22 protein-coding genes and 1 tRNA gene are annotated in these 21,462 nt (G+C 71.6%); 5 read left to right on the forward strand and 18 right to left on the reverse strand.

Going from position 1 to position 21,462, the window contains the following annotated elements:
- The first annotated feature begins 63 nt into the window (after positions 1-63).
- Both ACF09E_RS29020 and ACF09E_RS29025 read left to right on the forward strand, forming a co-directional pair.
- A complete protein-coding gene (locus ACF09E_RS29020) occupies positions 64-1,608 on the forward strand; it encodes an MFS transporter (RefSeq protein WP_392208318.1) in 1,545 nt (514 codons plus the stop codon).
- 246 nt (positions 1,609-1,854) lie between these two features.
- Positions 1,855-2,643 carry a TetR/AcrR family transcriptional regulator C-terminal domain-containing protein gene (locus tag ACF09E_RS29025; protein WP_392208320.1) on the forward strand — a complete coding sequence of 263 codons (789 nt, stop codon included), beginning with the start codon at positions 1,855-1,857 and terminating at the stop codon, positions 2,641-2,643.
- A gap of 82 nt (positions 2,644-2,725) precedes the next feature.
- Here the strand turns inward: ACF09E_RS29025 and ACF09E_RS29030 are convergent, their stop codons facing one another.
- Both ACF09E_RS29030 and ACF09E_RS29035 read right to left on the reverse strand, forming a co-directional pair.
- A complete protein-coding gene (locus ACF09E_RS29030; protein WP_388800979.1) occupies positions 2,726-4,345 on the reverse strand; it encodes an MDR family MFS transporter in 1,620 nt (539 codons plus the stop codon).
- 15 nt (positions 4,346-4,360) lie between these two features.
- Positions 4,361-4,861, reverse strand: coding sequence for a MarR family winged helix-turn-helix transcriptional regulator (locus tag ACF09E_RS29035; RefSeq protein WP_383431073.1), 501 nt, complete (start codon positions 4,859-4,861; stop codon positions 4,361-4,363).
- A 153-nt stretch (positions 4,862-5,014) separates the two neighbouring features.
- Between ACF09E_RS29035 and ACF09E_RS29040 the strand changes: the two genes are divergently transcribed.
- On the forward strand, positions 5,015-5,248 hold the full coding sequence (locus ACF09E_RS29040; protein WP_388800982.1) for a hypothetical protein: 234 nt from the start codon (positions 5,015-5,017) through the stop codon (positions 5,246-5,248).
- 165 nt (positions 5,249-5,413) lie between these two features.
- Here the strand turns inward: ACF09E_RS29040 and ACF09E_RS29045 are convergent, their stop codons facing one another.
- From ACF09E_RS29045 to ACF09E_RS29085, 9 genes are all read right to left on the reverse strand, one after another.
- The gene (locus ACF09E_RS29045; RefSeq protein ID WP_392208322.1) at positions 5,414-6,241 is read right to left on the reverse strand and encodes a hypothetical protein; all 828 of its coding nucleotides are present in this window, start codon (positions 6,239-6,241) and stop codon (positions 5,414-5,416) included.
- A 50-nt stretch (positions 6,242-6,291) separates the two neighbouring features.
- The gene (locus ACF09E_RS29050; protein ID WP_361854366.1) at positions 6,292-7,197 is read right to left on the reverse strand and encodes an RNA polymerase sigma factor SigF; all 906 of its coding nucleotides are present in this window, start codon (positions 7,195-7,197) and stop codon (positions 6,292-6,294) included.
- Positions 7,198-7,432: 235 nt separating this feature from the next.
- Positions 7,433-8,281: an RNA polymerase sigma factor SigF gene (locus ACF09E_RS29055; RefSeq protein ID WP_392208324.1), complete on the reverse strand. Its 849-nt coding sequence runs from the start codon at positions 8,279-8,281 to the stop codon at positions 7,433-7,435.
- 300 nt (positions 8,282-8,581) lie between these two features.
- Positions 8,582-8,875 carry a Dabb family protein gene (locus ACF09E_RS29060; protein WP_361854369.1) on the reverse strand — a complete coding sequence of 98 codons (294 nt, stop codon included), beginning with the start codon at positions 8,873-8,875 and terminating at the stop codon, positions 8,582-8,584.
- Between the two features lie 10 nt (positions 8,876-8,885).
- A complete protein-coding gene (locus tag ACF09E_RS29065) occupies positions 8,886-9,050 on the reverse strand; it encodes a hypothetical protein (protein ID WP_187283877.1) in 165 nt (54 codons plus the stop codon).
- A 603-nt stretch (positions 9,051-9,653) separates the two neighbouring features.
- Positions 9,654-9,741, reverse strand: a tRNA-Ser gene (locus ACF09E_RS29070).
- A gap of 55 nt (positions 9,742-9,796) precedes the next feature.
- Positions 9,797-10,225 carry a tRNA adenosine(34) deaminase TadA gene (tadA, locus tag ACF09E_RS29075; protein WP_392208464.1) on the reverse strand — a complete coding sequence of 143 codons (429 nt, stop codon included), beginning with the start codon at positions 10,223-10,225 and terminating at the stop codon, positions 9,797-9,799.
- A 62-nt stretch (positions 10,226-10,287) separates the two neighbouring features.
- Positions 10,288-10,821 (reverse strand): hypothetical protein, encoded by a 534-nt coding sequence (locus ACF09E_RS29080; protein ID WP_392208326.1) that lies wholly within the window; start codon positions 10,819-10,821, stop codon positions 10,288-10,290.
- 482 nt (positions 10,822-11,303) lie between these two features.
- On the reverse strand, positions 11,304-11,507 hold the full coding sequence (locus tag ACF09E_RS29085) for a hypothetical protein (RefSeq protein ID WP_361854404.1): 204 nt from the start codon (positions 11,505-11,507) through the stop codon (positions 11,304-11,306).
- A gap of 92 nt (positions 11,508-11,599) precedes the next feature.
- Between ACF09E_RS29085 and upp the strand changes: the two genes are divergently transcribed.
- Positions 11,600-12,235: a uracil phosphoribosyltransferase gene (gene upp / locus ACF09E_RS29090; protein ID WP_015034991.1), complete on the forward strand. Its 636-nt coding sequence runs from the start codon at positions 11,600-11,602 to the stop codon at positions 12,233-12,235.
- A gap of 62 nt (positions 12,236-12,297) precedes the next feature.
- On the opposite strand, the gene ACF09E_RS29095 is transcribed toward upp, so the two are convergent.
- Both ACF09E_RS29095 and ACF09E_RS29100 read right to left on the reverse strand, forming a co-directional pair.
- On the reverse strand, positions 12,298-12,924 hold the full coding sequence (locus ACF09E_RS29095; RefSeq protein WP_392208328.1) for a LytR C-terminal domain-containing protein: 627 nt from the start codon (positions 12,922-12,924) through the stop codon (positions 12,298-12,300).
- Between the two features lie 116 nt (positions 12,925-13,040).
- On the reverse strand, positions 13,041-13,337 hold the full coding sequence (locus ACF09E_RS29100; protein WP_015034993.1) for a type II toxin-antitoxin system VapB family antitoxin: 297 nt from the start codon (positions 13,335-13,337) through the stop codon (positions 13,041-13,043).
- 96 nt (positions 13,338-13,433) lie between these two features.
- Between ACF09E_RS29100 and ACF09E_RS29105 the strand changes: the two genes are divergently transcribed.
- Entirely contained in the window at positions 13,434-15,017 is a 1,584-nt protein-coding gene (locus ACF09E_RS29105) for a helicase HerA-like domain-containing protein (RefSeq protein WP_392208330.1), read from the forward strand.
- A gap of 15 nt (positions 15,018-15,032) precedes the next feature.
- Here ACF09E_RS29105 and ACF09E_RS29110 read toward each other — a convergent pair whose 3' ends face one another.
- The 5 genes from ACF09E_RS29110 to ACF09E_RS29130 form a co-directional block, all read right to left on the reverse strand.
- Positions 15,033-16,586 carry a M28 family metallopeptidase gene (locus ACF09E_RS29110; RefSeq protein WP_392208332.1) on the reverse strand — a complete coding sequence of 518 codons (1,554 nt, stop codon included), beginning with the start codon at positions 16,584-16,586 and terminating at the stop codon, positions 15,033-15,035.
- A gap of 115 nt (positions 16,587-16,701) precedes the next feature.
- The gene (locus ACF09E_RS29115; RefSeq protein ID WP_392208334.1) at positions 16,702-17,352 is read right to left on the reverse strand and encodes an HhH-GPD-type base excision DNA repair protein; all 651 of its coding nucleotides are present in this window, start codon (positions 17,350-17,352) and stop codon (positions 16,702-16,704) included.
- Positions 17,353-17,394: 42 nt separating this feature from the next.
- The gene (pip, locus tag ACF09E_RS29120) at positions 17,395-18,372 is read right to left on the reverse strand and encodes a prolyl aminopeptidase (RefSeq protein ID WP_392208336.1); all 978 of its coding nucleotides are present in this window, start codon (positions 18,370-18,372) and stop codon (positions 17,395-17,397) included.
- 26 nt (positions 18,373-18,398) lie between these two features.
- Complete coding sequence (locus tag ACF09E_RS29125) at positions 18,399-18,971, reverse strand: RBBP9/YdeN family alpha/beta hydrolase (RefSeq protein ID WP_392208338.1); 573 nt, start codon at positions 18,969-18,971, stop codon at positions 18,399-18,401.
- A 93-nt stretch (positions 18,972-19,064) separates the two neighbouring features.
- Positions 19,065-21,335 carry an ATP-binding cassette domain-containing protein gene (locus ACF09E_RS29130; protein ID WP_392208340.1) on the reverse strand — a complete coding sequence of 757 codons (2,271 nt, stop codon included), beginning with the start codon at positions 21,333-21,335 and terminating at the stop codon, positions 19,065-19,067.
- Positions 21,336-21,462 lie beyond the last annotated feature (127 nt).

A 21,462-nucleotide genomic window follows, 5' to 3' on the forward strand; every position in this document is an offset into this window, starting at 1 on the left:
GTAAGAGAGCCCTTGTACGGTGTACGAGACCCAGTCCCGTACACCGTACAAGGAGCCCTGCCCATGACGGCGACGACCGCCGCGACCGAACCGACCGCCACCGGCGGTCACCCTCAGCGCTGGCTGATCCTCGGCGTCATCTGCCTCGCCCAGCTCACCGTGCTGCTCGACAACACCGTGCTCAGCGTCGCCATCCCGTCGCTGACCTCCGAACTCCACGCGACCACCACCGACATCCAGTGGATGATCAACGCGTACTCGCTCGTCCAGTCCGGCCTGCTGCTCAGCGCGGGCAACGCCGCCGACCGCTACGGCCGCAAGAAGCTGCTCGCCGTCGGACTCGCGCTCTTCGGCCTCGGCTCGCTCGCGGCCGGGCTCGCCGGCTCGACGACGCAGCTGATCGCCGCCCGCGCGGGCATGGGCGTCGGCGGCGCACTCCTGATGACCACCACCCTCGCGGTCGTCATGCAGATCTTCGACGACTCGGAGCGGGTCAAGGCCATCGCGCTCTGGTCCACCGTCGCCTCGCTCGGCTTCGCCGGCGGACCGCTCATCGGCGGAGTGATCCTGAACCACTTCTGGTGGGGAATGATCTTCCTGATCAACATCCCGGTCGCGGTCCTGGCCCTGGTCGCCGTCCTCAGGCTCGTACCGGAGTCGAAGAACCCCCAGGGGGAGCGTCCCGACCTGCTCGGCGCGCTGCTGTCCACCATCGGCATGACCGCCGTCGTGTACGCGATCATCAGCGGCCCCGAGCACGGCTGGGTCTCCGCCCAGGTGCTGGTCCCGGCCGCGATCGGGCTGCTGGGCCTCGGCGCGTTCGCCCTGTGGGAGCTGCACACCCCGTACCCGATGCTCGACATGCACTTCTTCCGGAACCAGAAGTTCATCGGCGCGATCGGCGGCTCGATCCTGGTCGTCTTCGGCATGGGCGGCTCGCTCTTCCTGCTCACCCAGCACCTGCAGTTCGTGCTCGGCTACGAGCCGCTGGAGGCGGGTCTGCGGATGGCGCCGCTGGCGCTGACGATCGTCGGCCTCAACCTGACCGGCATCGGCCCGCGGATCGTCGTGAAGCTGGGCACCCCGCCCACCGTCGTCCTCGGCATGTCCCTGGTCGCCGGCGGGCTGACCGCCATCTCGCTGCTCGGCGGAGGCACGGACGGCAGCTACGCGGGGATGCTCCTGGGCCTGGTCCTGATGGGCGGCGGCATCGCCGTCTCCTCCCCGGCCATGGCCAACGCGATCATGAGCTCGATCCCGCCGGAGAAGGCGGGGGTGGGCGCCGGGATCAACGGCACCCTCGCCGAGTTCGGCAACGGCCTCGGCGTCGCCGTCCTCGGCGCCGTCCTCAACGCGCGCTTCGCCGCGCTCGTGGCCGTCACCGCGACCTCCCTCCCGGCCGCCCTCGCCGCCGCCGGCGGCGAGGCCGAGCGGAAGGCCGTCTCGGAGGCCTTCGCCTCAGGCCTCCAGACCAGCCAGCTGGTCGGTGCGATCGCCGTCTTCGCCGGCGGCCTGGTGGCGGCGGCCCTGCTCCGGCGGGCCGAGCGGACCGAGCGGGCCCTGGCGGCCGGGCAGTCGGCCGCCGCCCCGGCCGAGCCCGGAGAGTAGGGACCGCGTCCGGGGCCCCGGGGGTGTCCGGCCCAGACCGCCGGGGACCGGGCGCCCCGCCGCCCCGGCCGAGCCCGGAACGCAGGGACCGCGTCCCGCACTCCCGGGGCGTCCGGCCTGGACCTCCGGGACCGGGCGCCCCCGGGCGCGGTCCAGGGCCGAGACCGCGGCCGGGCCCGCGGCGCCCGACCGGGTCGGCGGGCCCGCCTAGCATGGTCGCGGAGAACCGATCGACGGAGGAACGCGATGGTCAAGGCAGCCGACCGGGCCGAGAACCCGGCGCGTTCCAGCGTCTGGCTGGAGACGAGGGCCGCCCGCAGCGGCGGCGGCCCCGCCGGGCTCGACCGGGACCGGATCGTCGCCGCCTCGATCCGGATGCTCGACGAGGACGGCCTGGCCAAGCTGTCGATGCGCAGGCTCGCCACCGAACTGGGCGTCACGGCCATGTCCCTCTACTGGTACGTGGACACCAAGGACGACATCATCGAGTTCGCCGTGGACAAGGCCTACGGCGAGGTCGACCTCGCCGCGGTCGACGCGGCCGGGGAGTGGCAGGACCGGCTCCGGGTGCTCGCACTGGACTACCGGCGGATGCTGGTGCGCCACGCGTGGATGTCGCCGTGCGCCGGCCAATACCTGAACATCGGCCCGAACGCGGTGGCCGTCGGCCAGAAGATCCACGAGACGATCCGCGACACCGGGCTCTCGATGAACCGGCAGCCGAGCGCGATGTCGGCGGTCTTCCAGTTCGTGTACGGCTACGGGACGATCGAGTCCCAGTTCGGCCGGCGGGCGGCCCAGGCGGGCATGTCGCAGGACGAGTTCTACGTGGACGCGATCAAGGCGTTCCGCGACGACCCGGACTTCGTCGACCAGGTCGGCGGGATGCGGGACCTCCTCGACGAGCGGGCCTCGCACGGCGGCGTCAGCGTCATCTGGGACCGGGACTTCGCCTACGCGCTGGACGTCCTGGTCGCCGGGATCGAGGTCATGGTGACGCGCGAGGCCGAGGCGGCGGGCCCCACGGAGACATGACGGAGCGGCGGGCCGTCCCCTGCCCGCCGCTCCGTACTCGACCCGGCCGCGCCTCCGCTCGAAGCGCGGCCGGGAGTCTTCTCTAGGCCTCCGCGGCCACCGGCTTCTCGTCCGCCTTCACCGAGTTGCTCTTCAGGGCGACCTCCTTGATGAAGAGGGTCACCACGAAGGCCAGCAGCGCGAAGGGCGCCGAGTAGAGGAAGACGTCCGCGACACCGTGTCCGTACGCGTCCTCCATGACCGTCCGGATCGGGGCCGGGAGCTTGTCCATGTCGGGGATGCCGCCGCCGGAGCCGCCCTGGCCCATGGCGCCCGCGGCCTTGGGACCGAGCTCGGCCAGGCCCTCCTTGACGTAGCTGGTGACCCGGTGGGCCATGACCGCGCCGAGCGCCGAGACGCCGACCGCACCGCCGAGGGAGCGGAAGAAGGTGACGACGGAGGAGGCGGCGCCGAGGTCGGCGGGGGCCACCTGGTTCTGGGTGCAGAGCACCAGGTTCTGCATCATCATGCCGAGGCCGAGGCCGAGGACCGCCATGAACAGCGCGATGTGCCAGTACGCCGTGTCGTAGCGGATCGTGCCCAGCAGGCCCAGGCCGCCCGCGGCGAGCGCGCCGCCGCTGACCAGCCAGGCCTTCCACCGGCCGGTCTTGGTGATGACCAGGCCGGACACGGTCGAGGAGATGAACAGGCCGCCGATCATCGGGATGGTGAGGACGCCGGACATCGTCGGCGACTCGTTCCGCGCCAGCTGGAAGTACTGGCTGAAGAAGACCGTGCCGGCGAACATCGCGACACCCACGAAGAGCGAGGCGAGCGAGGCGAGGGTGATCGTCCGGTTGCGGAAGAGGCGGAGCGGGATGATCGGCTCGCTCGCCTTCGACTCGACGAGCAGGAAGATCCCGCCGAGGGCGACCGCGCCGAGCACCATCACGGCCGTCTGCCAGGACATCCAGTCGTACTTGTCGCCCGCGAAGGTGACCCAGATGAGGAGCAGGGAGACGGCGGCGCTGATGAAGAAGGCACCGGCCCAGTCGACCTTGACCTGGCGCTTCACGACGGGGAGCTTGAGGGTCTTCTGCAGGACGATCAGCGCGATGATCGCGAAGGGCACGCCCACGTAGAAGCACCAGCGCCAGCCGAGCCAGTCGGTGTCCGTGATGACGCCGCCGAGCAGCGGGCCGCCGACGGTGGCGACGGCGAAGGTCGCGCCGAGGTAGCCGCTGTACCGGCCGCGCTCGCGCGGGGCGATCATGGCGGCCAGGATGATCTGGGAGAGGGCGGTCAGACCGCCGACGCCGATGCCCTGCACGACACGGCAGGCGATGAGCATGCCGGTGCTCTGCGAGAGACCGGCGACGACCGAGCCCGCCACGTAGATGACCAGGGCTATCTGGACCAGCAGCTTCTTCGAGAAGAGGTCCGCGAGCTTGCCCCAGAGGGGCGTGGTCGCGGTCATCGAGAGGAGCGCGGCGGTGACCACCCAGGTGTAGGCGGACTGGCCGCCGCCCAGGTCGGTGATGATCTGGGGGAGGGCGTTGGAGACGATCGTCGAGGACAGGATGGCGACGAACATGCCGAGCAGCAGCCCGGACAGCGCCTCCATGATCTGCTTGTGCGTCATCGGGGCGCCACCGGAGGCGGTGTTCCCCTCCTTGGCGCTCCCGCCGCGCACACCGGTCTCTGGCGTGGTGGTCGTAGCCATCAAGTTCCTTCGTTCTCAAGCGTGGTGGGCCCGGCAGTCCCCGAAGGAATCGCGGAGGCGGGCGAGCAGGGTGGTGAGCAGTTCGACGTCGTCGTCGGACCACTCCGCGAGGGTGCGGGCGAGCATGTCGGTCAGCCGTCGGTCGAGGACGGCGAGCATGTCTTCGCCCGCCCGGGTCAGGTGCAGGATGCGGGAGCGCCGGTCGGCGGGGTCGGGCAGGCGCTCGACCCAGCCGCGGTCCACGGTGTGGGCCACGTGCCGGCTGCTGACCGACATGTCGACGGCCATCAGCTCGGACACCCGGCCCATCCGCATGTCGCCGTGGTGGTTCAGCAGGGCGAGGACGATGGCGGATCCGCTGGGGCACTCGGCGGGCAGGACCCGGCCGAGTCCGCGCTTGACCGCTCCGATGGCGCTCACCTGGCGGGCGAGGTTCTCGTATCGATTGCCCCGGTCCACCGAGCCGACCACCGAGTCCATCGGCACTCCCCTGATGTTGTTGCTTAGGGCAACCATAGAGATGGATGGTTGCTCCAGGCAAACTAAATCGGTCAAACGGCGCTAAAGAATCGGCAAAGGTGGAGCGGAGGTGCGGGTCGCGCAGGGTTCCGCCGTGGTGGGGGCAGGGGGCTTGGGCCCCTCACCCCTCCTTCGCTAGGGTCCTGACCCATGGCACACAACCCCCAAGCACCGTACGGCCAGGGCCAGCCCCCGCAGGGCCCCGAGGGTTACGACCCCGCCGGCAGCACGCAGATGTTCCGCGCCTTCGTCGACGAGGGTGCCCCGCAGCAGCACCAGCCGCAGGCCGCGGCCGCGCAGAGCGGCCCGAAGGTCGGACTGATCGTGGGCGTGGTCGCGGTGATCGTCGTCCTGGCGGCCGTCGCGTGGCTGGCCCTGGGCTGACCGACCTCTTCCCGCACCGAGACCCCGGGTGGGCCGGATCCGCGCGAGCGGACCGGCCCACCTTTCCGTTGCCCCTTGCCCGGCCCCTCTCCCACGGGGTCTCCCGCGGGCCCTCGGCCGCATCGGCGACCCGCTCGGAGCGCCTGACCGAGGTGGGCTTCCCCGTCACTGCCAGGTGGCGGAGACCTTCCGGGTGTCGATCCGCATCCCCAGCGGCACCCGCCAGGAGTCCACGCACACGGTGTACGTCTCCGTCCGCGCGGCTCCCGGGGCGATCGGCGCGGGCAGCGGCCGGGTGGAGGTGAGGGTCGCCCAGTCGACGCCGAGCGCCCCGATCACGTGCGTGGCGAAGGTGACCGTGCCGGAACGGGCCGGGGTGCCGCCGCTGTTCCGGAAGGTGACCGTGACCTTCTCGCACCAGCGCCGGTCGCCGTCGGCGAGGACGGGCGCGGAGACGGTGACCAGGGCGGGCTTCGGAGCGGGCGGGGGCGAGGAGGTCGCGGGGGGCGGTGGCGCGGTGGTGCCGGGTGCCGGCGTCGGGGGCGGAGCGGAGGGCGAACCGGGCGGGGCGCCGGTTGCCGGCGGCCGGCCGTCCGTGCCCGGGGACGTGCCCGAGCCGCCCGGCCGGTGCGCCGGGGCCGTACCGGACCCCGTACCCGAGCCCGGTCGCGTACTCGGACCGGAGCCCGCCCCCGTCCCCGTACCGGAGGATCCGGAGGAGCCCGGGAGCGCCGGGTTCCCGGCCGCCGGGGGCGGTCGCAGCGGGTCCCCGGGCGTCGGCGAGGGGGAGGAGGTGCTGGAGGTGTCCCCGGTCGTCGTGGGGCCGTCCAGCGGCACCAGGGCGACCGCGCCCGAGGGGGTGCCCGCGGCCCCCGGGGAGGGCCCGGCGCCGACCGCCGCGTACCCCTCGCCGTCTCCTCCGCCACCACACGCGGTCAGCGCTCCGCCGAGGCAGAGCGCCACCGCCACGAGTCCCGGCTTCCTTCGCCTCATGACCGACAGTGTGACTGACGATCCGTCAGAAAGAAGGCCCTTGGCGGAACTCAGTCCGCGATGAGGCCCTCACGCAGCTGGGCGAGGGTGCGGGTGAGCAGCCGCGAGACGTGCATCTGGGAGATGCCGACCTCCTCGCCGATCTGCGACTGGGTCATGTTGGCGAAGAAGCGGAGCATGATGATCTGCCGCTCGCGGGGCGGGAGTTTGGCGAGCAGCGGCTTGAGCGACTCGCGGTACTCGACGCCTTCGAGTGCCGAGTCCTCGTACCCCAGGCGGTCGGCGAGGGAGCCCTCGCCGCCGTCGTCCTCGGGGGACGGGGAGTCGAGCGAGGAGGCGGTGTACGCGTTGCCCACGGCAAGGCCGTCGACCACGTCCTCCTCCGACACCCCCAGCACGGCGGCCAGTTCGGGCACGGTGGGGGAGCGGTCGAGCTTCTGGGCGAGCTCGTCGCTGGCCTTGGTGAGGGCGAGGCGCAGCTCCTGGAGCCGGCGCGGGACGCGGACCGACCAGGACGTGTCACGGAAGAAACGCTTGATCTCGCCGACGACCGTCGGCATCGCGAACGTCGGGAACTCCACCCCGCGCTCGCAGTCGAAGCGGTCGATCGCCTTGATCAGGCCGATCGTCCCGACCTGGACGATGTCCTCCATCGGCTCGTTGCGCGAGCGGAAGCGGGCCGCCGCGTAGCGCACGAGCGGGAGGTTGAGCTCGATCAGGGTGTCGCGGACGTAGGTCCGCTCCGGGCTGTCCGCGGCGGCTCCCTCGGCGTCGAGGGCGCGCAGCCTCAGGAAGAGGGAGCGCGAGAGGGTGCGCGTGTCGAGGGCTCCCGACGTGACGGCCATCGGCGGAGGGGGGACCTCCGCGCTGTCGGTCGCGGTCGGCGCCGTCGTCTGCGTGGGCACGGGAACGGGCGTGAGCGTGAGCACCTTCGAGCTGCCCAGTTCTGTGGACATGCCACCCCCTTGAGGTCGCGGACGGTCGCGGTGGCCGCGACCATCTGAGGAACGCAGCCACCACCTGAATACCGGCGGCGGGGCTGCGGCAAACTCGGTTCCAGCAGAATGTCACATGTCGGCAACACGCTGTAGTGACTTGTCGACAAGCCGAGGGTGCATATCCGCAGGAAACAAGGGGTGTACGGCAATTGGGGTGCCGTGAAACTGCTCCGAACCGGTCTACCCGATTCAGCTACGCCTCGATTCTGTTTGCGGATCTCAAACGCGCGAAGCTGCGGGCGAGGAGCCTTGACACATGCATCTGGGAGACGCCGAGTTCCTGACTGATCTGGGACTGCGTCAGATTGCTGTAGTAGCGCAGCATCAGGATCCGCTGCTCCCGCTCGGGCAGTTGGACGAGCAGGTGCCGGACGAGGTCGCGGTGCTCGACGCCGGCCAGGGCGGGGTCCTCGTAGCCGAGCCGGTCGAGCAGTCCGGGCAGGCCGTCGCCCTCCTGTGCGGCCTCCAGGGAGGTCGCGTGGTACGAGCGTCCTGCCTCGATGCAGGCGAGCACCTCGTCCTCGCCGATCCGCAGCCGCTCGGCGATCTCGGCGGTGGTGGGGGAGCGGCCGTGGGCGGTCGTGAGGTCCTCGGTCGCGCCGTTCACCTGGACCCAGAGCTCGTGCAGGCGCCGGGGCACGTGCACGGTGCGGACGTTGTCGCGGAAGTACCGCTTGATCTCGCCGACGACGGTCGGCATCGCGAACGTGGGGAACTGGACGCCGCGGTCGGGGTCGAAGCGGTCGATGGCGTTGATCAGGCCGATGGTGCCGACCTGGACCACGTCCTCCATCGGCTCGTTGCGCGAGCGGAAGCGGGCCGCCGCGTAGCGGACGAGCGGCAGGTTGGCCTCGATGAGGGCCCCGCGCACCCGGTGGTGTTCCGGGGTGCCCGGTTCCAGGTTCTTGAGCTGCCCGAAGAGCACCTGGGTGAGCGCGCGGGTGTCGGCGCCGCGGGTGCTCTGGGGGCGGGCGCGAGGGGCTTCGGTCCCGCTTCCAGCCTCGGGCTGGGGCGGGACCTGAGGCGCTGTACTGGCCGGCACGTTCACGCCACCCCTTTGGCTGGTCCTGCTGGTCCACTGGGTCAACTACGGTCAACTCATCCGTCAAAAGCGGTCATAGCATCACAAGACATGTCCACTGTGTGCAAGCACCGCATAGCGACGTGTTGAGGGCATAGTGGCGGAAAAAGGGGAGGTCACGCGTGGAATCGCGCAGCGAAAAGCCCCCCACCTCGATGGCGGGGGGCCTGGCGTCGCGCCCGGACCGGGTCTGTCGCTCCGATCGGCCCGGATCCCGGGCGAACCGGACCGGACCCCGGACGGGCCGCGGGAGACGCTCTCCTAGAACGCGTAGTCCGCGATCACCCAGGTGGCGAACTCGCGCCACTGGGCGACACCCGCCTGGTGCGCGGGGTGCTCCAGGTAGCGCGTGAGCGCGTCGGTGTCCTCGACGGCCGAGTTGATGGCGAAGTCGTACGCGATCGGCCGGTCCGTGATGTTCCAGTCGCACTCCCAGAAGCGCAGCTCCGGGATCTGGCCGCCGAGGGCGCGGAACGCCTCGACGCCGGCGACGACACGGGGCTCGTCGCGGTCGACGCCCTCGTTGAGCTTGAAGAGGACCAGATGGCGGATCACGGAGTGGCTCCTAGTTGATGAGTTCGGTCATGAACTCGCCGACACCCTGGGCGGCGCTGGAAATGCCCTCGAACCCTACCTGTACGAGATCGGCGGCCCTGGCCGGGGACGTGATGATCGTGTACAGCACAAAGACCGCGACCGCGTAGAGCGCGATCTTCTTCGCCTGCGCCATGGCCAGTCCTCCCCTGATCCCCCGCCGAACGACCGCGCCACTCTAACCGAGGCTTTATGGACCAAGGGCCCGGCGATCGAGGCCTTTCGCCGCCCGCCGGAAGGGTGACGGGCGCGCAGGATGGAGGGGAGCCCGGAAGATCTGGCAGGAATCGGAAGGGCTCCCGGAACCGGCCCGCACTGCGGGGTCCGCGCCGCGAGCTTCCCCCCTGAACGCGGCGCAGGACTTGTAGGACCGGTTCTCATCGGGGGGAGCGGCTTGTCCCCCCGATGCCGCTCCCCCCGCCCAAGCCCCTTCCGCACCGCCCGGGCCCCCGAATCGAGACGCGGCCGTCCCCGCGGATCGGATTCCGCGCACGCGAGGGAGCCCGGTGCGACGCCGGGGACGCCCCGCGCCTCGTGAACGCCCGGGAAGAACGCGGAACTGTCGCCGAGAAGGCACGCTTCCCCGATCTCGAAACCCTCGGGGCGTCCTCGATCGCCGTCCCGTCTGACGGAGCGCCAGGGGCCGCCCGGCGCTCCGCACACGGCCCGCACGGCCGGGCCGCAGGCGGCAAAAGAAGAACCCCGCCGGTCCGTTTCCACGGACCGGCGGGGTTCCTGCTGGCGGTAGCGGAGGGATTTGAACCCTCGGTGAGTTTCCCCACACTCGCTTTCGAGGCGAGCTCCTTCGGCCGCTCGGACACGCTACCGAGAGAGAGCTTAGCCGAAACTCGCGCTGCGATGAAATCCGTATCCCGTGGCAGGTCAGCGGGCCCGGAAGAAGGCCGTCAGCCGGGCCGCGCACTCCTCGCCGAGGACGCCCTGGACCACCTCGGGCCGGTGGTTCAGCCGGCGGTCCCGGACGAGGTCCCAGAGGGAGCCCGTCGCGCCCGCCTTCTCGTCCGGGGCGCCGAACACCACCCGCTCGACGCGCGACTGGACGAGTGCCCCCGCGCACATCACGCACGGCTCCAGGGTCACGACCAGCGTGCAGCCCGTCAGCCGCCACTCCCCGGTCGCCGCGGCCGCGCGCCGCAGCGCGAGCACCTCGGCGTGCGCGGTGGGGTCGCCGGTCTCCTCCCGCTCGTTGTGCCCGCGGGCGAGCACCGAGCCGTCCGGGCCGAGCACGACCGCGCCGACCGGTACGTCACCGGCCGGCACGGCCGCGTCGGCCTCGGCGAGGGCGAGCCGCATGGCGTCCCGCCAGGGGTCCCGTACGGGGTCGGGCAGGGGTGGGGCAGGTACCGCGCGTGCCACTAGCGGACGGCCTCCAGGACCTCGGCGGCCCCCAGGGCGTCCGCGATCTCCGCGAGGGCGTCGCTGTCGAGCGTCAGCAGGTCCGCCGGGGACATGCCGAGGTCCGCGAGGATCAGCCGGTCGCCGACCGGAGCGGCCGGGACGGCCTCGGCGGCGACGCTCGTCTCCTCGTCGTCGTCCGTGTCGCCGTCGAGCGGCTCCCCGTCCTCGGTACCGTCCAGGTCCAGCGACTCAAGCTCGTCGACGAGGTCGTCCAGGTCGTCACCGAGGATCTCCCGGGTGAGGATCTCCCCGTACGAGGAACGGGCGGCGGCGGCGCCGTCGGAGACGTAGATGCGAGGGTCTTCCTCACCCTCGATCCGGACGATCCCGAACCACGCGTCCTCCTGCTCGATGAACACGATCACCGTGTCGTCGTCCGAGGCCTCGCGGGCGAGGTCGGTCAGATCCGACAGGGTCTCCACGTCGTCGAGCTCCGTGTCGCTCGCTTCCCACCCGTCTTCGGTGCGCGCGAGCAGTGCGGCGAAGTACACCTGACTCTCTCCCACTGATCAGAGGTGTGACGATCCGGCGGCGCGCTCCTGAGCCCCGCCCAATCGGCATCGTGACAGATACGGCGCCCGCAGGAGAGGTCTTCGGCTCTTGCGTCGTGCATCAGTCTGAACGACCCCGCGATCGGGCGGGCGCGCGACCCCGGCGCACGCAGGGGGCGCACACGGGACGGGGCGGGCGTTCGCCGGTGAGGGAGGGCCGGGAGGGCCGGGAGGGGCTCCGGGGCGCGGACGAGGCGCACGGGCCACGGGCCGGCGCCCCGGGGGCGCGGTACGGCCTCCGAGAACCCGGAAGCACCACGGCGAGGCCCCCACGGGACGGCCCCCGAGGCCCGGAAGCACCCGGCGAGGCCCCCACCGGACAGCCCCCGAGGGCCGGGAAGCCGCGGCGAGGGCCGGGGAGGGGTTTCCGGCGCGGGCTCAGCCCGCGGCGGGTCTCCCCGGCAGGTCGTCCCGCGCGGCCTTCACCACCGGAAGGTCCGCATGCGCATCTGCTGTCGCATGCGGGCCGCCCGCGCGCGTCTCGGCTGCACGCGTTCGCGCAGCGCCTTCGCCTCTCCGAGTTCACGGAGGAACTGCGCGCGGCGCCGTCGGCGCTCCGCGTCCGTCTCCGGCCCCCGGGCCGCCCCCTCGGCGGCACCCTCGGCCGGTTCTTCCAGGTCGGGCATCGGTCACTCCACCCCATCGCTGGGTTCCCGTCCCCCCACCTTCCCCCAGTGGCGCGGGTCGATGCCAGTGCGCGGCGGGCTACTGTTGAGTCATGCGTCTCCACGTCGTCGATCACCCGCTGGTCGCCCACAAGCTCACCACGCTGCGCGACAAGCGCACGGATTCCGCGACCTTCCGTCGGCTCGCCGACGAGCTGGTCACCCTGCTCGCCTACGAGGCCACCAGGGACGTCCGGACCGAGCAGGTCGACATCGAGACCCCCGTCACGCCCACGACCGGCGTGAAGCTGTCGTACCCGCGTCCGCTGGTGGTCCCGATCCTGCGCGCCGGACTCGGCATGCTCGACGGCATGGTCCGGCTGCTCCCGACCGCCGAGGTCGGCTTCCTGGGCATGATCCGCAACGAGGAGACGCTGGAGGCGTCGACCTACGCGACGCGGATGCCGGAGGACCTCTCCGGCCGCCAGGTGTACGTCCTCGACCCGATGCTGGCGACCGGCGGCACGCTCGTCGCGGCCATCCAGGAGCTGATCAAGCGCGGCGCCGACGACGTGACCGCGGTCGTGCTCCTCGCCGCCCCGGAGGGCGTCGAGGTCATGGAGCGCGAGCTGGCGGGCACCCCCGTCACCGTCGTGACGGCCTCGGTCGACGAGCGTCTCAACGAGAACGGCTACATCGTCCCGGGCCTCGGCGACGCGGGCGACCGCATGTACGGCTCCGCCGAGTAGCGGTCACCGCCTCCCGCGGAACGGCGTCTCCTCGGAGCGCGCCGCCTCCGCGGGACGGAGTCTCAGCACTTTCCTGTCGGTACGGGCGCGGGCTTGGTCAGGGCGACCAGGGCCGCGTCCGCCGTCGTCTTCGGGGACAGGTTCTTGAAGGCGGTCCCGATGATCAGGTCCACGTCGGCCGTGCCGCGGGTGTCCGTCTTCGTCACGGCGCCCGCCAGCTGGGTGCCGAGGACGGGGAAGGCGCCCTTGGCGGCGGTCGTCGCGCCGAGGAGGAGACCGGAGCCGGGGACCTTCTTGTCGTAGGCGGCCGGCGCGTTCCCCACCTTGCCGATCTTGAAGCCGCGCTTCTTGAGTTCGTCCGCGGTCGTCTTGGCGAGTCCGCTGCGCGGGGTCGCGTTGTAGACGTTGACCGTGATCTGGGCGGGTTTGGGGAGGGCGGCGGCGGGGGCCGTCGTCGCGCGGGGGGCGGGTTTGCAGTCCGTCTGGCGGCCTGCCGTCGCCCTGCCCTCGTCGCCGGAGAAGACGTCGACGAGCTGGAGCGTGCCCCAGCCGGCCGCGCCGAGCACGACCACGGCGGCAGCGGCCGCGAGGACGATCCTGCGACGGCGCCGCGGGCGGCGCATGCGGGGGTAGGTGTCCCCTGTGATGCGGTACTTTCCGCCCATTCCGGGGGGAGTGAGCATGCTCATGAACGCAGCGTAATGCCGCCCGTCGGCGATGCCTACTTGATGATCATGTGATCGCGTCCGGATGGGGGCGAACTGACCCCGAAAGGGTCAGTGCGTACGGGCCGGTCGGCGCCGTCTCAGTCCATTTCCAGGACGCGGGCGTGCAGTACCTGGCGCTGCTGGAGCGCCGCGCGGACGGCGCGGTGCAGTCCGTCCTCGAGGTAGAGATCGCCCTGCCACTTCACGACGTGCGCGAAGAGGTCGCCGTAGAACGTGGAGTCCTCGGCGAGCAGCGTCTCCAGGTCCAGCTGGCCCTTGGTGGTGACGAGCTGGTCGAGGCGGACCGGGCGCGGCGCGACGTCCGCCCACTGCCGGGTGCTTTCCCGGCCGTGGTCGGGATACGGCTTTCCGTTTCCGATGCGCTTGAAGATCACACGGAAAGCCTACCGGGCGAGCGGCTCCCGGCGCAGCCATGCACGGCCGGTGGGATGCTGGTGCGAATGAGGACGAACCGGAATTGGGGTGCCGTGATGAGCGTGAGCGAGCAGCCGGCGGCCGTACCGGACGGCCCCGCCGCCGAGATCGCCGCCGGATACGCCTTCGAGGGCCCGGCACTCGATCTGGGGGCCCTGCTGTGGGACGGGGAGTGTCACCCGGACGCGCCGATCCGCATCCCGCTGGCCGTGCTGAACCGGCACGGACTGGTCGCCGGCGCGACCGGCACCGGCAAGACGAAGACGCTCCAGCTGATCGCCGAGCAGCTCTCGGCGAACGGCGTGCCGGTCTTCCTCGCCGACATCAAGGGCGACGTCTCGGGCGTCTCGGCGCCCGGCCAGGACGGCGAGAGGGTCCGGGAGCGGGCCGCCCAGGTCGGCCAGGAGTGGCGGGCGACGGGCTTCCCCTGCGAGTTCTACGGGCTCGGCGGGACCGGTCCCGGCATCCCGGTGCGGGCCACGGTGACCGGCTTCGGCCCCGTGCTCCTGTCGAAGGTGCTCCAGCTCAACCAGACGCAGGAGCAGTCGCTGGGCCTGATCTTCCACTACGCCGACTCCAAGGGCCTGGAGCTGGTGGACCTCAAGGACCTCCGGGCGGTGGTGGCGTTCCTGGTCGCGGACACCGGGAAGGCCGAGCTCAAGGGGATCGGCGGGCTGTCCACGGTGACCGCCGGAGTGATCCTGCGGTCGATCACGGCCTTCGAGCAGCAGGGGGCGGGCGACTTCTTCGGCGAGCCGGAGTTCGACACGAGCGAGTTCCTGCGGACGGCGACGGACGGGCGGGGCGTCGTCTCGGTCCTGGAGCTGCCGTCGGTGCAGGACAAGCCGCAGCTGTTCTCGACCTTCCTGATGTGGATGCTGGCGGACCTGTTCGGGGACCTGCCCGAGGTCGGCGACCTGGAGAAGCCGAAGCTGGTCTTCTTCTTCGACGAGGCGCACCTGCTGTTCGCCGGGGCGTCGAAGGCGTTCCTGGAGTCGATCACGCAGACCGTGCGGCTGATCCGCTCGAAGGGGGTCGGCGTGTTCTTCGTGACGCAGACGCCCAAGGACGTGCCCTCGGATGTGCTCGCCCAGCTCGGCAACCGGGTGCAGCACGCGCTCCGTGCGTTCACCCCGGACGACGCGAAGGCCCTGAAGGCGACCGTGCGGACCTTCCCGCACTCGCCGTACGACCTGGAGGAGGTCCTCACGGGCCTCGGTACGGGCGAGGCGGTGGTCACCGTCCTCAGCGAGAGGGGCGCGCCGACGCCGGTGGCGGCGACCCGGCTGCGGGCGCCGGAGTCGCTGATGGGCCCGGTCGACGCGGCCGCCCTGGACGCGGCCGTGAAGGGTTCGCCGCTCTACGGCCGGTACGCGCAGGCGGTGGACCGCGAGTCGGCGTACGAGCGGCTGACGGCCGAGCAGCAGGCGGCGGAGGCGGCGGCGCTGGAGGCGGCGGCCGCCGAGGAGGCCGGGAAGGACCGGCCGCGCGGCGGAGCGAGGGCTCCCAAGCCGGAGCCCTCGCTCGCCGAACAGGTGGTGGGCAGTGGGATCTTCACGTCCCTGGCCCGGTCGATCGGCACCCAGCTGGGCCGGGAGATCAGCCGGTCGATCTTCGGTACCGCCCGCCGCAGGCGGTGACGGGACCGGTCGGTCCTACTCGGTGACCTCGTGGTGGTCGTCGTGCAGGCCGCCGCCGCTGCCCTCGCCGCCGGTGGTCGGGGTGGAGACGACCGGCTTGCGCAGGGAGGAGATGTCGTGGGCGTAGGTGCCCACGGCGTTGGCGATGACCTTGATGTTGGCGTCGAAGGCCTTCATGTTGACGTTCTTCAGGTCGTCGCCCTTGGCGTGGTAGTTCACGTCGTACGCGACGCCCGCCGTGCCGCCGAACTTGGCGGCCTGCGCGGCGGTCTTGATGCCCTCGGCGCCGGTGAAGGTGCCGCCGGAGGGGATGCCGACCTTGATGAACGGGCCGTAGTCGGAGCGGCCGGAGAAGTCGGTGCCCTCGTGCGGGAGGCCGCGCGCGTCCATGAACGCGGCGATGTCGCGCTCCAGCTGGGCGGAGCCCTCGGGGCCGGCGCCCTCGCCGACGTTGTCCGAGTTGTCGCCGTCGTAGACGAACAGGCCGTAGTTCGGCGAGGCGATCATGTCGAAGTTGAGGTAGAGCTTGATCTCCTTGCGGTCGAGCTCCGTCAGGTTCTTGACGTAGAAGTCGGAGCCGAGGAGGCCGTTCTCCTCCGCGGACCACCAGGCGAAGCGGACCTTGTTGCGGACCTTCTCCTTCGTCTTCGCGAGCTCCAGGGCGGTCTGGAGGAGGCCCGCGGAGCCGGAGCCGTTGTCGTTGATGCCGGGGCCGGCGGTGACCGAGTCGAGGTGCGAGCCGAGCATCACGGTGTTGGCGGCGTTGCCGCCCTTGGTCTCCGCGATGACGTTGTTGGTGACGCGCTTCTCCTGGAGCTGGCGGATCTCGAAGGAGAGCTTGACGGGGCCCTTGGCGAGGTCGGCGGCGAGCTTCTCGCCCTCGGCCAGGCTGGCGCCGCCGGTCGGGATCTTGCCCGCGGCCGGCTCGCCGAGGGTGCCGGACAGGACGCCCTCGACGTTGTTGTAGATGATCGCGCCGGCGGCGCCGGCCGCCGCGGCCTGCTCCTGCTTGATCGCGAAGGAGCAGCCGCCGCGCTTGATGAGCGCGACCTTGCCGGTGAAGGTGCCGGAGGCGTAGTCGCCCGGCTCACAGCCGGTGGTGCCGTCGGCGTCGACGGGCACGGCGACCAGGTCGGCCTTGATGCCGCCGACCGGGGTGGACTTGGTGTACGTCATGGCCCGGATGTCCAGGGCGCGCGGCGCGGGGCCCTCGACGGAGACCTTCTCGGCGAGCGTCTGGGTGTAGATGAAGTCGAACTGCTCGTACGAGACGTTGTAGCCGGCCTTCTTGAGCTGCGTGTAGACGTAGGCGGCGGAGGCGTCGTGGCCGAGCGTGCCGGCCGCGCGGTGGCCGCCGGCCGAGTCGGCTATCGCCTGGAACTTCTGCAGGTGCTTGTAGGCGTCCTGGCCGGTGGAGGCGGTGACCAGCTTCTTCGCCAGCTTCGCTGCGTCGCGGGCGGGCGCGGCTCCGGGGTCCTTCACCGCGGTGGCGGGGGAGGCGAGGACCAGCGGTGTGGCGAGGGCGGCGGCGGCCAGAACGGCCGCGGCCCGGCGCTGGGTGGCGTTCACAGAAGTCCTTCCCGTTACGGACGAGGTTGAGGGGAAGTTAGCGAGCCGCAGGGCATCCTGTGAACACCTTCTCCACAATTCCTGTCACACAGAGCAGGATTGAAATCTGGAATTTTCAATTCCCGCCGGTTTTCTGGTCCTTGGCCGCTTTCGCCGCTTTCGCCGCCGCCTTCATCTCCTGCTTGTGCGCCCGCACCTTCACCAGCGACTCCGGACCCGTGATGTCGGCGGCCGAGCGGTACGAGCCCCGCTCGCCGTACGCGCCCGCCGCCTCCCGCCAGCCGGTGGGCCGCACCCCGTACTGCTTGCCCAGCAGCGCCAGGAAGATCTGCGCCTTCTGCTTGCCGAAGCCGGGCAGCGCCTGGAGCCGCGCGAGCAGCTCCTTCCCGGTCGCCGCGTCCGCCCAGACCGCCGAGGCGTCGCCCCCGTACTCCTCCACCAGGAAGGCGCACAGCTGCTGCACGCGCTGGGCCATCGACCCCGGGTAGCGGTGCACGGCGGGCTTCTCGGAGAGCAGCGCGGCGAACTCCTCCGGGTCCCGGGCGGCGATCTCGTGCGCGTCGAGATCGTCCGTCCCGAGCCGCAGGGCGATGGTGTACGGCCCCGAGAAGGCCCACTCCATCGGCACCTGCTGGTCGAGCAGCATGCCCACGAGCGCGGCCAGCGGCGACCGGCCGAGCAGCGCGTCGGCCTCGGGCTGCTGGGCGAGGTGGATCTCGGGGTGCTCGGGCTGCGGGGCGGCGGGGCTCTCGGACGCGGGGCTCATTCTCCGATCATCCCGCCGGGCCGGGCTGATCGCGCGGTGGACTCACCCGTCCCCGGGCCCCGCGCCGCCCCCGAGCAGGGGCGATCCCGCCGCGAAGCGGTCGAGGGCGGCCAGGATCAGCCGCCCGGTCTCGGCCCCGCCCAGGTGGCCGGCGGTCTCCACGACGTGCAGCTCCGCGTCCGGCCAGGCCCGGGTCAGCTCCCAGGCGGTGCCGAGCGGCCCGCCCATGTCGAGCCGCCCGTGGATCAGGACGCCGGGGATGCCGGCCAGCCGGTGCGCGTCGCGGATCAGGGCGCCCTCCTCCAGCCAGGCGCCGTGCGCGAAGTAGTGCGAGCAGATCCGGACGAAGCCGAGCCGGGCGTCGTCGACCCGGTCGGTGTACGGGGTGCCCCGGCCCTCCGGGGAGAGCACCGCGTCCTCCCAGGCGCACCACTGGGCGGCAGCCCGTTCCCGCACCGGGCGGTCGGGGTGCTCCATCAGGGCGGCGTAGGCGCCGACGAGGTCCGCGGCCCCGCCCGCCCCCTCCCGGAACCGCTCGTGGGCCTCGGGGAAGAAGCGGCCGACCCCCTCGTACAGCCAGGCCGTCTCGGAACGGCGGGTGGTCGTGACCGCCGCGATCACGATCCCCGACACCCGCTCCGGGTACGCCTCCGCGTACGCCAGGATCAGCGTGGACCCCCAGGAGCCGCCGTACAACAGCCACCGGTCGATCCCCAGGTGCTCCCGCAGCCGCTCCATGTCGGCGACCAGATGGGCGGTCGTGTTCACGGACATGTCGGCGGCCGGGTCGCTCGCGTGCGGCGTGGAGCGGCCGCAGCCGCGCTGGTCGAAGAGGACCAGCCGGTACGCCTCCGGATCGAAGGAGCGCCTGTTGTGCGGCGAGGACCCGGAACCCGGCCCGCCGTGGACGACGACCGCGGGACGGCCCTCCGGGTTGCCGGACACCTCCCAGTGGACACGGTTGCCGTCGCCCACGTCGAGCAGGCCCTGGTCGTACGGTGCGATGTGCTCGGAGTACATCCGAGGGAGCCTAGGGCCCGTCGTCGCTAGTGCCCCTTGATCCGCACCGAGGGGTCCTCGCACCACTCCAGCAGCGAGGGCCACTCCCCGTACCCGGAGGCCGGGTTGAGGTGCTCCCCGCCCGGTACGTGGTCCATGTCGAGCCCAAGGGGACGGCCGTAGTGCAGGTCGGCGCCGCCGGGGCAGTAGGGGTCGCCGTCGCCGTACACGAGACGCGCGTCGAGGCCGGTCTCCGTCAGGTCGAGGCCGTCGGCGAACGCGGCGATCGCGGGGATCGATGCGGCGACGGGCGGCGCGGGCGGGGCGACGAGCAGCACCCGGTCGGCGTCGGGCCGGCGGGAACCGGCCCGCAGCCAGAGCAGCACGGACAGGCTGTGCGCGAGGACCACGAACTCGCCCCGCGGGGGCCGCCCGCCGTGCTCGTCCAGCGCGGCGAGCCAGTCGCCGAGCACGGGGGCGTCGGGCTCGGGGAGCTGCGGATACCGCACGTCGTGCCCCCGGTCCCGCAGCTGCCGGGCGAGCCGGTGCTGCCAGTGCTCGGGAGGCCGGTGGTTCTGGAAGCCGTGCAGGACGAGGAAGGTGCCGGGCTGAGTGTTCATGCCCGAACCCTGCGCACCACCCCGTGCGAAGGTCCACCACATCCCACCCACTGGACCCCCGCGGAGGTGGGAACCGGCTGTCAGGACGGGGCCTCAGCCGCCCACGTACTCCCGGAGGTGACGTGCCGTGAGGGTGTCCGCCTTGGACACCAGCTCCGCCGGCGTCCCCTCGAAGACGATCCGGCCCCCGTCGTGCCCCGCGCCCGGCCCCAGGTCGATCAGCCAGTCCGCGTGCGCCATCACCGCCTGGTGGTGCTCGATCACCACGACCGTGTTGCCGGCCTCGACGAGCCGGTCGAGGAGCGCGAGCAGCTTGTCGACGTCGGCCAGGTGCAGCCCGGTGGTGGGCTCGTCCAGGACGTACACCGCCCCCTTCTCCGCCATGTGGATCGCCAGCTTCAGCCGCTGCCGCTCACCGCCCGAGAGCGTGTTGAGCGGCTGCCCCAGCCGCAGGTACCCGAGGCCGACGTCCTTCAGGCGGCCGAGGATCGTGCGGGCCTGGCTCCTGGCGGTGAAGAAGTCGTACGCCTCCTCGATCGACAGCGACAGGACCTCGTGGATGTTCTTGCCGTCCAGCCGGTAGGTGAGGACCTCGGGGGTGAACCTCTTCCCCTCGCACTCCTCGCAGACCGACGCGACGCCCGCCGCGATGGCGAGGTCGGTGTAGACGAGCCCGAGGCCGTTGCAGCGCGGGCAGGCGCCCTCGGAGTTGGCGCTGAAGAGGGCCGCCTTGACGCCGTTGGCCTTCGCGAAGGCCGTACGGATCGGACCGAGCAGCCCCGTGTACGTCGCCGGGTTCGACCGGCGCGAGCCCCGGATGGGGGACTGGTCGGCGACGACGACACCCTCGCGGCCCGGCAGGTTGCCGTGGATGAGGGAGGACTTCCCGGAGCCGGCCACGCCCGTGACGACGGTCAGCACCCCGGCCGGGATGTCGACGCTCACGTCCTTGAGGTTGTGCTGCGTGGCGCCGGTGATGGTCAGCGCGCCGCTGGGGACCCGTACCTCGGTGCGGAGCTTCGCCCGGTGCGCGAGGTGGTTCCCGGTGAGGGTGCCGGAGGTGCGCAGGCCGGGGACGTTTCCGCTGTAGCAGATCTCGCCGCCCGCCGAACCGGCCCGCGGGCCGAGGTCGACGACGTGGTCGGCGATCTCGATGACCTCGGGCTTGTGCTCGACGACGAGGACGGTGTTGCCCTTGTCGCGGAGCCGCAGCAGCAGGTCGTTCATGCGCCGCACGTCGTGCGGGTGGAGTCCGGTGGTCGGCTCGTCGAAGACGTACGTGACGTCGGTGAGCGGGGAGCCGAGGTGCCGGACCATCTTCACGCGCTGGGCCTCGCCGCCGGAGAGCGTGCCGGAGGACCGGTCGAGGGAGAGGTAGCCGAGGCCGATCTCGACGAGCGAGTCGAGGAGCTCGCGCAGGCCGGCGAGGAGCGGCGCGACGGAGGGGTCCTCGATGCGGCGGACGAAGGAGGCGAGGTCGCTGATCTGCATGGCCGAGCACTCGGCGATGTTGACCCCGTCGATACGGGAGGACAGCGCGGCCCGGGTGAGGCGTGCGCCCTCGCACTCGGGGCAGGTCCGGAAGCCGACGGCCCGGTCGACGAACGCGCGGATGTGGGCCTGCATCGCCTCCCGGTCCTTGCTGAGGACGGTCCGCTGGAGCTTCACCACGAGGCCCTCGTAGGTGAAGTTGTTGGAGCCCACCCTCACCTTGCAGGACGGCCTGTGGAGGAAGTCCTCCCACTCCTGCTCGGTGAAGTCCGCGAGCCTCTTGTCGGGGTCGTAGAAGCCGGAGTGGGCCATGATCTGCCACAGCCAGGAGTCGACGGCGTAGCCAGGCACGGTGATGGCGCCCTCGTTGAGGGACTTGGTCCGGTCGACGAGCTCGTCGACGTCGATGTCGGAGATCTGGCCGGTGCCCTCGCAGCGGGGGCACATGCCCTCGGGCAGGTTGAAGCTGAAGGCGCCCGAGGTGCCGACGTGCGGGGTGCCGAGCCGGCTGAAGACGATCCGCAGCATCGTGTACGCGTCGGTGGCCGTGCCCACGGTGGAGCGCGAGTTGGCGCCCATCCGCTCCTGGTCGACGACGATCGCGGCGCTGAGGTTGTGCAGTCCGTCGACGTCGGGGCGGGCGAGCGACGGCATGAAGGACTGGAGGAAGGCGCTGTAGGTCTCGTTGATCAGGCGCTGCGACTCGGCGGCGATCGTGCCGAAGACGAGAGAGGACTTGCCGGAGCCGGAGACTCCGGTGAAGACGGTGAGGCGGCGCTTGGGGAGGTCGACGTCGACGTTCCTGAGGTTGTTCTCCCTGGCCCCGCGGACCTGGATGACGTGGTGGCTGTCCGCTGCGACGGGGTGGTTCATCGTGCGCCCTCCGATGGTCGTCCTGTGTGCTGGGGAAGCGTACTCTATACAACGTACAAAGTAAGCGGGTGGCTATTCTGACCTGCGAGAACGTGAGCGCGACGAGTGCCACCGGCGCTGCGGGCGC

It is taken from the genome of Streptomyces sp. NPDC014891 (assembly GCF_043081085.1).
Classification (GTDB): Bacteria; Actinomycetota; Actinomycetes; order Streptomycetales; family Streptomycetaceae; genus Streptomyces.